Annotated in this window: 14 protein-coding genes; 7 read left to right on the top strand and 7 right to left on the bottom strand. The window is 39.6% G+C overall.

Features of this window, described 5'->3' with window-relative positions; translation table 11 throughout:
* Nucleotides 1-105 precede the first annotated feature (105 nt).
* Entirely contained in the window at nt 106-1155 is a 1050-nt protein-coding gene (locus tag DB729_RS01215) for a TIGR00341 family protein (protein WP_109289717.1), read from the top strand.
* Between the two features lie 201 nt (nt 1156-1356).
* On the opposite strand, the gene thrS is transcribed toward DB729_RS01215, so the two are convergent.
* Both thrS and DB729_RS01205 read right to left on the bottom strand, forming a co-directional pair.
* Nucleotides 1357-3300, bottom strand: a complete 1944-nt coding sequence (gene thrS, locus DB729_RS01210) for a threonine--tRNA ligase (RefSeq protein ID WP_109289718.1) — start codon at nt 3298-3300, stop codon at nt 1357-1359.
* A 334-nt stretch (nt 3301-3634) separates the two neighbouring features.
* Nucleotides 3635-4009, bottom strand: a complete 375-nt coding sequence (locus DB729_RS01205; protein WP_001233900.1) for a hypothetical protein — start codon at nt 4007-4009, stop codon at nt 3635-3637.
* A 197-nt stretch (nt 4010-4206) separates the two neighbouring features.
* Between DB729_RS01205 and DB729_RS01200 the strand changes: the two genes are divergently transcribed.
* From DB729_RS01200 to DB729_RS01190, 3 genes are all read left to right on the top strand, one after another.
* A complete protein-coding gene (locus tag DB729_RS01200; RefSeq protein WP_109289719.1) occupies nt 4207-5049 on the top strand; it encodes a metallophosphoesterase family protein in 843 nt (280 codons plus the stop codon).
* A gap of 72 nt (nt 5050-5121) precedes the next feature.
* A complete protein-coding gene (locus DB729_RS01195; protein ID WP_049490302.1) occupies nt 5122-5559 on the top strand; it encodes an Rrf2 family transcriptional regulator in 438 nt (145 codons plus the stop codon).
* Nucleotides 5560-5626: 67 nt separating this feature from the next.
* Nucleotides 5627-6649, top strand: coding sequence for a YdcF family protein (locus tag DB729_RS01190; RefSeq protein ID WP_084852596.1), 1023 nt, complete (start codon nt 5627-5629; stop codon nt 6647-6649).
* Nucleotides 6650-6801: 152 nt separating this feature from the next.
* On the opposite strand, the gene DB729_RS01180 is transcribed toward DB729_RS01190, so the two are convergent.
* Nucleotides 6802-7392, bottom strand: a complete 591-nt coding sequence (locus DB729_RS01180) for an ROK family protein (protein ID WP_109289720.1) — start codon at nt 7390-7392, stop codon at nt 6802-6804.
* Between the two features lie 409 nt (nt 7393-7801).
* Between DB729_RS01180 and DB729_RS01175 the strand changes: the two genes are divergently transcribed.
* Genes DB729_RS01175 through DB729_RS01165 form a run of 3 tightly spaced genes read left to right on the top strand, consistent with a single transcriptional unit; the run spans nt 7802 to nt 9400 of the window.
* Entirely contained in the window at nt 7802-8014 is a 213-nt protein-coding gene (locus DB729_RS01175; protein WP_000646903.1) for an AbrB/MazE/SpoVT family DNA-binding domain-containing protein, read from the top strand.
* Between the two features lies 1 nt (nt 8015).
* Nucleotides 8016-8750 (top strand): ABC transporter ATP-binding protein, encoded by a 735-nt coding sequence (locus DB729_RS01170; RefSeq protein WP_109289721.1) that lies wholly within the window; start codon nt 8016-8018, stop codon nt 8748-8750.
* Nucleotides 8750-9400 (top strand): ABC-2 transporter permease, encoded by a 651-nt coding sequence (locus tag DB729_RS01165; protein WP_084872653.1) that lies wholly within the window; start codon nt 8750-8752, stop codon nt 9398-9400. Before DB729_RS01170 ends, DB729_RS01165 begins: the two co-directional genes overlap by 1 nt.
* A gap of 302 nt (nt 9401-9702) precedes the next feature.
* Here the strand turns inward: DB729_RS01165 and DB729_RS01160 are convergent, their stop codons facing one another.
* From DB729_RS01160 to DB729_RS01145, 4 genes are read right to left on the bottom strand one after another with little or no spacing between them, the layout of a single operon-like run.
* The gene (locus DB729_RS01160; RefSeq protein ID WP_109289722.1) at nt 9703-10362 is read right to left on the bottom strand and encodes an amino acid ABC transporter permease; all 660 of its coding nucleotides are present in this window, start codon (nt 10360-10362) and stop codon (nt 9703-9705) included.
* Between the two features lie 9 nt (nt 10363-10371).
* Complete coding sequence (locus tag DB729_RS01155; protein ID WP_109289723.1) at nt 10372-11049, bottom strand: amino acid ABC transporter permease; 678 nt, start codon at nt 11047-11049, stop codon at nt 10372-10374.
* Between the two features lie 12 nt (nt 11050-11061).
* Nucleotides 11062-11856 carry a transporter substrate-binding domain-containing protein gene (locus tag DB729_RS01150; RefSeq protein ID WP_109289724.1) on the bottom strand — a complete coding sequence of 265 codons (795 nt, stop codon included), beginning with the start codon at nt 11854-11856 and terminating at the stop codon, nt 11062-11064.
* 10 nt (nt 11857-11866) lie between these two features.
* On the bottom strand, nt 11867-12625 hold the full coding sequence (locus tag DB729_RS01145) for an amino acid ABC transporter ATP-binding protein (RefSeq protein WP_001229578.1): 759 nt from the start codon (nt 12623-12625) through the stop codon (nt 11867-11869).
* Between the last annotated feature and the right edge of the window lie 122 nt (nt 12626-12747).

The following is a 12747-nucleotide window of genomic DNA, read 5'->3' as shown; positions in this document are numbered from 1 at the left end:
TCAATAGAATGACAGATGAGGATTAAAAATATGTAAGATTGGACAGAAGTCTCTCTACCATCATCCATGCAGAAACAAAATTATATGAAATAAAAGGAGTAACCAATGATCAGAAACTATTCAACACGGGAATACCGTGAGAAATTATATGATGACCTTCATGTTCGATTAAGTAATATATTGATTTTAATGTGTTCGATTTTTATTGCCTCTATCGGCCTAAATATGAATTCAACAGCTGTCGTTATTGGAGCTATGCTGATTTCCCCTCTTATGACACCGATTGCTGGACTGGGGTTTGGTTTAGCTATTTTTGATACGCGTTTAATCGAGCAATCTCTAAAGGTTTTATTTACTCAAGTATTGGTTAGCTTGCTTGTCTCGGCTCTGTATTTCTGGATTTCTCCCTTATCTTATGCAAGTAGCCAGTTGATTGCACGAACCTCTCCAACCATTTGGGATATTCTCATTGCTATTGCGGGTGGGATAGCAGGTGTCATTGGTTCAAGGAAAAAAGAAGCAAACAATATCGTGCCAGGAGTAGCCATTGCAACAGCTCTGATGCCACCTATCTGTACTGCGGGTTATGGCTTAGCTATTGGAAATGTACGATTTTTATTTGGGGCTCTTTATCTTTTTTTGATCAACTGTGTCTTTATCATGCTAACCAACATTGTTGGAACAAAAATTATGATGAAAAAATCTGCCTTAAGTTCATTTAAAGAGCTAAACATTAAAATGAAAATTGGCTTGATATCCTTGATTGTATTATTGGTTCTTCCAGCCAGCTATTCAGCAGTCACTCTGACGATGAATGAAAAACGAAAACAAGAGATCAAACAGTTCGTAGGAAAAGAGTTCGCCAATTATACGGTCATTAATCAAGTTTACAAGTCAAAGAAAAATGAATTGGTCTTGACGGTTGTTGGAGATCCGATTTCAGAAGAAGAATTAGAAACAATTCGCCAAAAACAAGCCTCTTACGGTATTGAATCTGTTCAATTGAAAGTCAATCAAGTCAATAATTCGCAAAAATTAGATAGTGAGATGACCAAGGAATTTTATGAAACCATTGACAAGTATATCGATCAAAAACTCTCTGAAAAAGATTCACAAAAAGATCTCGTAAAAGAAAATGAGGCAGACAAGGATTGAGGATAGTCAACTTATCTAACTCATGAAAGCAAATCCCTATATCCAGCAGTTAGTGGATAGAAAGGATTGTTTATGAGGATACCATTTGTGCTGGTTTAACCAGTCACTACTAGCTCAGATTAAATAAAATATAAAAAGCAACAGCTGAAATAGTTGTTGCTTTTTCTGGCTCTGAAAAATGTTTCTCAGACTGTGATTGTTTTATTTCTCAACGCGTGATTTGTTGGCGATATCAGCTAGGATAGCTTGAACAAAGTCATCAACTGAGACAGTTTGTGTTTCTTTTTGGCCATAGCGACGAACGTTGACTGTTCCGTCTTCCATTTCCTTGTCCCCAACGATCAATTGGTAAGGAATCTTGCTAGTTTGTGAAGCACGAATCTTGAACTGCATTTTTTCATTGCGCTCATCCACATCCGCACGGACACCACGGTCACGGAGTTTCTTGGCTACTTCCCATGCGTAGTCCACGTGTTTTTCGTTAGAAACAGGGATGAGGGTCACTTGATGTGGTGCAAGCCATGTTGGGAAGGCGCCCTTGTAGTTCTCAATCAAGATAGCTGTAAAGCGTTCCATAGTTGAGATAACCCCACGGTGGATCATGACTGGACGGTGTTCCTCACCATCTGCTCCAACATATTTGAGGTCGAAGCGTTCAGGAAGCAAGAAGTCGAGCTGGATAGTAGAAAGGGTTTCTTCTTTTCCAAGGGCAGTTTTAACCTGGATATCCAATTTTGGTCCGTAGAAGGCTGCTTCACCTTCAGCTTCAAAGTAGTCCAGTTCCATATCATCCATAGCTGCCTTCAACATGCGTTGTGCATTTTCCCACATTTCATCGTTGTCAAAGTATTTGTGTTTATCTTCAGGATCGCGGTAAGACAAGCGGAAACGGTAATCTGTCAAATTAAAGTCTTCATACACGTCGATAATCAATTGAAGAATTTTCTTGAATTCTTCCTCAATTTGTTCTGGAGCTACAAAAGTATGACCATCATTTAGGGACATTTCACGTACACGTTGAAGGCCAGTAAGGGCACCAGATTTTTCATATCGGTGCATCATGCCAATCTCAGCGATACGGATTGGTAATTCACGGTATGAGTGTACATGGTGTTTATAAACTTCGATATGGTGAGGACAGTTCATTGGGCGGAGGACAAACTCTTCACCGTCTCCCATGTCCATAGTTGGGAACATATCTTCACGGTAGTGATCCCAGTGACCAGAAGTTTTATAGAGTTCCACTGAGGCAATTGGTGGAGTGTAGACGTGTTGGTAGCCTGCAGCGATTTCCTTGTCGACAATGTAGCGTTCCAATTCACGACGGATAGTCGCTCCGTTTGGTAACCAGAATGGTAAACCTTGTCCGACTTCTTGTGAAATCATGAAGAGGTCAAGCTCTTTACCGAGTTTACGGTGGTCACGTTCCTTGGCTTCTTCACGCATTTGAAGGTAGTTCTTTAAGTCTTTCTTGTCAAACCAAGCTGTACCGTAGATTCGTTGCATCATCGCGTTGTCGCTATTTCCACGCCAGTAGGCACCAGCTACGTTGAGCAGGTGGAAGATTTGGATACGACCTGTTGATGGGACGTGAGGACCACGGCAGAGGTCCACGTATTCGCCCTGACGGTAGATAGTCAAACCACCTTCGTCTTCTGAGTGTTCTTCAATCAATTCCAATTTGTAAGGGTCGTTCTTGAAGATTTCACGGGCCTCGTCTTTGGTAACTTCCTCGCGAATAGATGGGAAGTTTTCTTTGACGATTTTCTTCATTTCTTCTTCGATACGAGGAAGGTCTTCATTGGAGATTTGACCAGCAGCATTGTCCGTATCGTAGTAGAAGCCATCTTCGATAGCTGGACCAACCCCCAAGTGAATGTCTGGGAAAAGGCGACGAGCTGCTTGGGCGAACAAGTGGGCAGCTGAGTGACGCAAGATTGAAAGGGCATCTTCGTGGTCAGGTGTCACGATTTCGATGCTTCCATCCTCGGTGATAGCACGAGTCGTGTCGATGAGTTTGCCGTTGAATTTACCAGCGAGAGCTTTTTTAGCTAGGGAATTGCTGATGCTTTGCGCAATTTCAAAAGTTGTCACGCCAGATTCGAATTCACGAACAGCGCCATCTGGGAAAGTAATCTTAATCATGGTTTTCTCCTTATAAAGTTTTTATTAGCCTAGTTATGGTGAAGGTGCCCTTGAAATATAAATAGAAATTCCTTTTGATTTTTTCGTTAATAAATCAAAAAGCGACATCCTTAAAAGGACGTCGCAACGTGGTTCCACCTTCATTTATGTTCCTCAAAAAAGAGGGACACCTCAGATTGGCTTTAACGTGGCCACCGTTTTATGTTTGCATAAAAATCAGTAGAGTAGTATCAGTTTAGGCTTTCTATGCGTTTCCAGCAACCACGCACTCTCTAGTAGAAAGGGACTAAGTGACTTGTCTCTATGCATTATTATAGCATGATTGCGAGAATTTTCAAGGTTTTTGTATAATTTTTTTGTTTTTCTCTCTTTGGAAGACATGCTTGATACCCATGCCAGCAGCCAATCCAAGTAGGGCAAAGAGTTCATAGGCTAGGAAGTAAAGCAGGATGAACTCACCAAAGGTGATGATGGTAAAGCAAAAGACCAGACCAATACCGAGTAGCCACCAAAGTGAGAAACGAAATCGATAGCTATAAAGTAGCGATACGATAAAGGTTACTAGGGGAGAAAAGAGGAGGATGTTATAAATGTAAAGTCCCTTCAGCGTATAAGAATCAGATATCAGCAGTAAAAGCAACTCATAGAGGGGCCAGTAAAAGAAGAAAATGACAAGGTAGTATGGAATATACTTAAGATATTTCCGCATGGCAATAGTCCTCCAATCTACAAAAATTGAGAGATGTTGAAGACCACATAATCCTAAATGAAGGGGAACTCTCTGCTTATATTATAGCACGTCTTGGAAGCCTTTACAAGTTAATCCAGTGAGTAGTGATAGTGCTCTTTTTGAGTGTTTTCTGCTATAATACTAACAAAAGAAGTAAGAGGAAATGAGGAGAAAGAATGACCAAAATAGCAGTTCTTTCAGACATACATGGGAATACGACAGCCCTGGAAGCTGTGCTGGCTGATGCTAAAAAGGCAAATGTAGATGAGTACTGGCTTTTGGGGGATATTCTTATGCCAGGAACAGGACGTAGAAGGATCTTGGATCTTTTAGCAAGTTTGCCTATTACAGTAAGAGTTCTGGGAAATTGGGAAAATAGTCTCTGGAGAGGCTTGCATCGTAAGCTAGATTTGACAAAAGCTAGTCATCGCTACCTCCTACGTCAATGTCAGTATATATTAGAAGAAATCAGCCCTGAAGAAATCGAAGACCTCCACAATCAACCCGTGCAAGTTCATCGTCAGTTTGGTGATCTGACGGTAGGAATCACTCACCATCTCCCTGATAAAAACTGGGGTAGAGAATTGATCCATACGGGAAAACAAGAAGATTTTGATAGATTAGTGACGAATCCACACGCCTCCATCGCAGTGTATGGTCATATCCACCAACAGTTGCTTCGTTATGGGAGTGATGGACAGTTGATTCTTAATCCAGGTTCGATTGGGCAACCCTTCTTTCTAGATGCGAAGTTGCGTAAGGACCTGCGGGCCCAGTATATGATCTTAGAGTTTGATGAAGCAGGTTTGGCTGATGTTGATTTTCGTCGGGTGGATTATGATGTAGAAGCTGAATTGCAGTTGGCTAAAGATTTAAAGCTCCCTTATTTCCAGGTCTATTATGAAAGTTTGGTAAATGGGATTCACCACACTCATAACCAGGAACTTCTGTATGAGATTGCTCAAAAACAGGGGCATGATATTGAGTTGGATGCATGGTTAGATGGTAGTAATGATTGACATGACATCAAAAAGGGGTATAATGAGTATGAGAAGAGAGATGATGAGAATCTCAGGTGAAAGGAGAAGAAGATGCAAATTTCAAGCCGATTTACAATTGCGACTCATATGATGATTATTATTGCAATGCAGGATACAGATAGTAAGGTAACCAGCGATTTTCTTGCGGCCAGTGTCGGAGTCAATCCAGTCATTATCCGTAAGACTTTATCGCAACTCAAAAAAGCTGGATTGATTTCAGTTGCTCGTGGTACGGGAGGAACTGAGATAATAAAAGACCTTCAGGATATCAGTTTGTTGGATGTCTACCAAGCTGTGGAGTGTTTAGGAAAATCCGGTAAGCTCTTTAGTTTCCATGACAATCCAAATCCTAATTGCCCAATTGGTGCTAATATCCATGCAGTCTTGGACCAAAAGTTGTTCGATGTTCAAGCAGCTATGGAGAACCAACTTCGTCAGACAAGTCTGGCTCAGGTTGTAGCAGATGCTCAGAATAAACTCTCTAAGTAAGAGGACTAAGGTTCTCTTTTTCTATTGCTATAATTATGGTACAATGTAGTCATCAAAGGAGGAGACTATGTACTTTATCACAGGATTTTTTGTCTTACTTTTTCTCGTTTCGTTTTTAAGGGACAATCGCAGTCTCTGGAATCCAGCTCTCTTGCTTTTGTCTCTGCTCTTTTCTTATATGTCCATTGCCAATCTTTTTTACGAAGCTGGGCAGAAAGAAGTGCACATGGTTTTCTTTGCAGGGATTTTTCTCCTGCTGCCTCTTTTAGTTTTTCTAAGTGGTTTTTTCCTTATTTATAATGGATTTGTGTTATTGAAAAAAGAAGGAAAATCCAAGGCAAATTATTTGTCTCTAGGATTAGGGTGCGTGATTCTATTCTTTTTTGTAATCATGGCGATTCGAGTGAGCGATACTAAGGGCTTGTTCTATACCAATCATCTAGTGAATATTATCTTTTTCTTTTTGATTTATTCGTATTTGATTTTTGGTTTTGCCTTTGCAGGATTTCTGCTTTATTCTATCCTGTATCTTTTTATTCCTAAGAAAAAATATTATGATTTTATCATCATTCACGGAGCAGGCTTGTTGAATGGAGAAAGAGTCACTCCCTTACTGAAGAGTCGCATTGACAAGGCAGTAGAAGCCTATCACCAGTCTCTCAATCCCAATGTTAAAATCATCGCAAGTGGTGGTCAAGGTGGGGATGAGAAGATTTCCGAGGCTCAGGCAATTTGTAATTATTTGCTGGAAGAGACGGATGTTCCGAGAGAAGCGATTCTCCTAGAGGAAGACTCAACGACAACCTATGAGAATCTTCTCTTCTCAAAAGAAATGGGAGAGAAGCTGGTGGCCAGTCCACGTTTTCTCTTTGTGACAAATGATTACCATGTTTTTCGTACCAGTACCTATGCTCGACGTATTGGGATGAAGGGAGATGGTCTTGGTTGCCGTACAGCCGCCTACTATATCCCATCGGCCTTTATCAGAGAATATATTGCTCTATGTGTGAAGATGAGATGGCTTTTTCTCGCTTTCTATGTTTTATTGATTTTAGCTCTGATTTTCTCTTACAGAGGTATTTTATGGTAATCAGAAAGATGGAGCCTGCCCCAGTAATAGTTGAATTTAAGCCACGATACATATTTGGTCAAGCGCTTCCTAAAATAGCATCAGGTAAGCCTAAACTAATAAAGGCCAGATAGATGACTGCCAACAATAACGAAATCATTTAATTCTCCTTTTCAGATTGTTCTTCTTTTGATTCTTAGAATCTTGTTTTTTCCAATTGATTGAACTCCGTTCAGTATGAATGGGTCTATTTCAGTCAATCTTTCAAGGATTGGGTGGGATTCTTTAGGAAGATAGGTGTCGGAAATTTTTATATTTTCTTTTAAAGATGGACAATAATATGGAATAGCATCCGGAGCAATGACTGATGTTAGTGCTGTTATTTGATTTAACAAAAGAAATGTGAAGTCATTTGAACGTGATTGGAGATTTGGAGGTTTATATCCATTAATGAGATAGCCGACTTCCCCTGCAAAACCATTTCTTCCACGATACAATCTTTTATTGATGATAATATCAGAACCGGCAAAATCTGTATCTAGCTGGTAGAGAAGGGCCAGTGTTCTAAATTCTGGGTGAATACTACAATAACCAAGAGAAGCAACATTAACATCATTCTCTAATATTTGTAAGATATAGGTAGTTCCTGCCAGAGAAATCCCTGTTTGACAGGATAACTGATTCTTGGTCCATGTTCCTCCTTGATAAAAACAGGATCGTACTTTGTGAATATTTTCTTGCCTTAAATCAATTATTTTTGCCATCTTTCTACCTTTCGACACGTTTTGTCAAAAGCGTTGTAGCATATTATATTTTTGTTTGCAATAAGATATTTTTAAAAATCTTAGTTTCGCTTTCCTGATTTTAGGAGTGTCCTCTCTTATAGGAGAGAATAATGCTGTTTTTGATTCATGGCATCAATGTGCTTATGAATTTTTTTAATCCTCAATTTTGTTTGTAGTCACATATTTTCTAGAGAGAGTAGTTAATGAATAAGCACCACTTACAAAAAGTTAGGGTTAAGATGTCTAAGATTCTTAGTTTTGGGATGAGTGGTACAGATTTTAACGAGCATTTTATTATGATGGCAACTGGATGTAGCTTGCACTTGTATTATTTAGGATAAGTGGTATAATTAGTTATACAAATCATACCATAAAGGAGGTAACAGTTATGAAAGCACCAAAAGGTAAATATGCTTGGACAGCTACAGTTGGAGAAAAAGGTCAAATAGTAATACCAAAACAGGCGCGCGATGTCTTTAATATCAAACCTGGCGATACGATTCTGCTTCTTGGTGATGAAAAGCGTGGAATTGCCATACCGCCGAAGGGAGCCTTTGCACACTTGATGGAAATTGCTTTTGAAGAGAAGGAGGATGAATAAAATGAAGTATGTTTTAGTGGTAAATGATATTACAAAAAAATATTCAGCATTTGAATTGAAACCTATAAGTTTTCATATTAAATCAGGTGAGGTTATGGGATTTATCGGTAGGAATGGAGCAGGTAAGACTACAGCGATTAAATCCATTCTAAATCTTGTTCATCCAGATGCAGGGAATGTCCGTATTCTTGGAATGGATTATCTGGATAATGAAGATGAAATCAAACAACGAATTGGTTATGCAGTGGGAGGAACCAATTATTATAAAAGAAAAAAATTAAAGGATATTGTCGCCATTACTCGTATTTTTTATGATAACTGGGATGATGAATCGTATCGTCATTATCTTGATGCATTTAAGCTTGATGAAAATAAGAAAATTATGGAACTGTCTGAGGGGATGAAAGTAAAATTTTATCTTACTTTAGCTCTTTCTCATCATGCTAAGCTTTTGATTTTAGATGAGCCAACCAGTGGACTTGATCCAGTATCTAGAGATGAGATGAATGAAATCTTTCGAAAACTAGCAGAAAAAGGAGTAGCAATCTTGTTTTCTACTCATATTACTAGTGATTTAGAGAAGTGTGCAGATACTATTACTTATATAAAAAATGGTGAATTGCTTTTATCTGAGAGAAAAGAGGATTTTATCAGTCATTACACGAAAGAAATAGGGCAGAAATCCACACTTGAAGATATTATGGTGCATATTGAAAGGGAAGAGGTGAATTTGTGATGAGAAAACTTCTCTATAAAGAAATGAAACTAACAGCAAATCCTTTGAGCTATTGGTTTATAACTTTTTCAGCTATTACGATGATTCCAAGGTATCCTATTCTTGTCGGTTCCTTTTTTATCTGTCTTGGTATTTTTTATACTTATCAACAAGTTCGAGAATGTGATGACATCACCTACACGGTCATGTTGCCAGTTAGAAAACAAGATGTGGTTACGTCTAAATATTTATTTGTTTTATCTATCGAGTGCATAGCTTTCATATTATGTCTTTTTCTGACGATTATTCGGATGAGACTCTTAGGAGATGCCACACCGTATGTGACAAATCCGTTGATGAATGCAAATGCTGCATATCTTGGCTATATAATGCTTGTATTTGCAACCTTTAACAGTGTTTTTCTCGAAGGCTTTTTTAAAACAGCTTATAAGATTGGGAAGCCTTTTATCCTATTCTGCGCAGTCGCAACTGTTATAATATTCATGGGAGAGATATTACACCATATTCCTGGATTAGAAAGTTTGAATGATTCTTCAAATTTGAACGTACCACAGATAGTAATATTACTTTTTGGTGTTGCCATATTTAACTTATGCACCTGGTTTTCTTATCAGAAAGCTATAAAAGACTTCGAAAGAATTGATTTATAAAATTGAATACATTAAGTGTCCGTATTTTGTCGGAGAAAATCCAATAGAAAATGGTACTGATAAAGAATTAAAAGTTGTGGAGCTGTTAGAACAGTGTTTTATATGGAAAAAATGTATGGGAAATACCAAAATTGTAGGTATCAGAGTAGCAAAATAAATTTTTATTTCCGTTTGGTACCTATGATGGTGAAATTCCTGTTGGATTTATTATGATTGGCTATGATGTTGACGATTATTGGGACAATCCGCCTGAATGAAAATATAAAAATGTGAACGAAAAATAGACGTTCACATTTCTTTTTTTATTCTGCAGCTTGTTGCCAACGTTTTGCTAGCATATGAGACAGGCTAGAAATGGCAAAGTTAAAGATAAAGTAAATCAAGGCAATCAGGATATAAAGACTGAAGACCTGCTCTGGTTCGAAATAGCGTCCCATGAGAATTTGGCTGGCGCCAAAGAGTTCTTGTAGGGCGATAACAGAGTAGAGAAGACTGGTATCCTTGATCACAGTTACAAATTGTGAAATGATAGCTGGCAGCATTTTGCGGATCGCTTGTGGGAGAATGATATAGTAGAGGATTTGCGCAGAAGTGAATCCTTGCGACATTCCTGCTTCGTACTGACCCTTGTCCACAGCATTAAGACCACCTCGGATAATCTCAGCCAGGGCTGCTGAGGTAAAGAGGGTAAAGGCAGTAATACCAGCTGGTGTGGACTTCATCTTAAACACCAAAAAGATGGTGAAAATCCAGAGGAGGTTGGGAACGTTACGTACAAACTCGATATAAATGCTGGAGATGATCCGTAAAACAGGATTTTTCCCATTTCTCATAACAGCTAGCACAGTTCCGATAAGGGTAGAGAGAATGATAGCAATCAAAGAGATGTAAAGGGTTAAGCCAAATCCTTTAAAGATAAAGACTAGGTTATCTGGGGTCAAAACTTCTAAAATAGATTCCATAGTAACCTCCTAAAGTGAATAGGCTTTTTTGTTGGCTTGCTCCATCTTGCGACCAAACTGGGCAACAGGGAAGCATAGGGAAAAGTAGAGAAGAGCAGCACCTAAAAAGGCTGGAATATAATTTCCGTTGAGAGCAGACCAAGATTTAGTCACAAACATCAAGTCCACTCCAGAGATGATGGCAACTGTAGAGGTGTTCTTGATGAGGTTAACAATTTGGTTGGTCAATGGAGGGAGAATGATACGGAAGGCCTGAGGCAAGATAATCAAGCGCATGGCATTGATATAGGTAAAACCTTGGGACAAGGCGGCCTCCATCTGACCGCTAGGAATAGACTGAATCCCTGAACGAATCACCTCAGCGATATAGGCGCCGTGATAGAGTCCCACGCAGAGAACGGCTGTCCAATAAATGGGAATCATGATGGTGTGGTCACTGATAAGAGGCAAACCATAAAAGACGATGACAAACTGCACCAAGAGGGGAGTATTTTGGTAAAATTCGACAAAGATACGAGCCAAAACACGCAAGAATGGGCGTTTGCTGGTTGACATGGCCCCGAAGAAGATGCCCAAAAGCATGGCGAGGATAAAAGATCCAATCGCTAGGGCAAGGGTGAAGAGGAAACCATTGAAAAATTGTCCAAAATCCTGAAAATAGGCTGTCCAAGATGATAAATCTGTCATAGGGTGTCCTCCTTAATCTGCAGTATGGCTAGATGGTTTGAGCTTGTAGCGGTCATAGAGTTTCTGTAAACTACCATCCTTGCTCCATTTAGTGACCAAGGTATCAAGATAGTCGTTTAGCTCGGTATTTGCTTTCTTGGTGACGATACCGTAGTCAGATGGCTTGAAACTATCATTTAGTAGTTCTGTCCGTTTGCTGATGTAGCCAGATAGGATAGAACGGTCTACAGAAAAGGCATCAATACGGTGAGCGTGAAGGGAAGTAATCAATTCTGGGTAGGAACCAAGTTCGACGAATTTAAAGGTTAGACCTTTCTTTTTACCCAGTTCAGTAATCAGGCGTTGGGTGATGGAGCCTTGAGCAACCCCAATGGTTTTACCGTTTAGGTCCTCAATGCTTTTAATGTTGGCAGATTTATTGACCAAAAAACCAGAAGCATCCGTATAGTAGGGACTGGTGAAGTTGTATAATTTTTTACGCTCGTCTGTGATAGTGAAGGTCGCGATATCCAAATCGACCTGTTCATTGTCTAGTAGTGGACCGCGGGTTTGAGCGGTAACCGGAACGTAGCGAATCTTGACCTTGAGTTCATCTGCAATCATCTTGGCCAAGTCGGTTTCGATACCAGAATAGGTCCCTGTCTTGGGGTCCTTGTAGCCAAAATTGGGAACGTCTTGTTTCACACCGACAACTAGTTCGCCTCTTTTTTGAATATCTGCGACGCTGGTATCGGCTTGTACTGGTTTGGCAGCAGCAAGACCGAAAAGGCTAATCAATAATGCTGATAAAAAGAATTTCTTTTTCATAGGCGCCTCCTTATTTGACTTTGTCACTTTCGTGGTTGATAATTTTGCTGAGGAATTGTTGGGCACGAGGTTCGCTTGGATTGTCGAAAAAGTCGTCGACATCTGTCGTATCCACCAAAACTTCTCCGTCAGCCATAAAGATAATGCGATCTGCAACCTCTCGAGCAAATCCCATTTCGTGGGTAACGATGATCATGTTCATCCCGTCATGTGCCAGCTTCTGCATAACTGCTAGAACATCGCCGATGGTTTCAGGGTCAAGAGCCGATGTTGGCTCATCAAAGAGGAGTAGTTCCGGATGCATGGCAAGACCACGAGCAATGGCGATCCGCTGTTTTTGACCACCAGATAGCATGGCGGGATAGGAATCTTTCTTGTCCCACATATTTACAAATTCCAGATATTTTTGGGCTGTTTTTTCAGCTTCTTTTTTATCAATTCCTAGAACTTTAACGGGCGCAAGTGTCACGTTTTCTAACACTGTTTTGTGTGGATAAAGGTTAAAATGTTGGAAAACCATGCCGACTTCCTTGCGAAGAGGAACTAAATCTTTCTGACTAGCACCTGCTACTTGGTGTCCATTGACTAGGAGACTTCCTTTGTCAACAGCCTCTAAACCATTGATCGTACGGATAAGAGTGGACTTTCCAGAACCAGAAGGTCCAAGCAAGACAACGACTTGTCCTTTTTCAAAACGGAGATTGATATCGCGGAGTGCGTGGTAGTCTCCGTAATATTTTTCGACGTGTTTAAATTCTACTAAAGCCATGAGAGATCTCCTTTGTGTTAGATTTTATAACATGATTCTACATCAAAAGAATGTTCTTGTCAAATCATATCTGAAAAAATTCACTAAAATGTTATAAAAAAGCAATCTGGATAGAGAAAATG

Source organism: Streptococcus halitosis (assembly GCF_003143695.2).
In the GTDB taxonomy this organism is placed as follows: domain Bacteria; phylum Bacillota; class Bacilli; order Lactobacillales; family Streptococcaceae; genus Streptococcus; species Streptococcus halitosis.
This window is presented reverse-complemented; position numbering and strand designations above follow the sequence as displayed.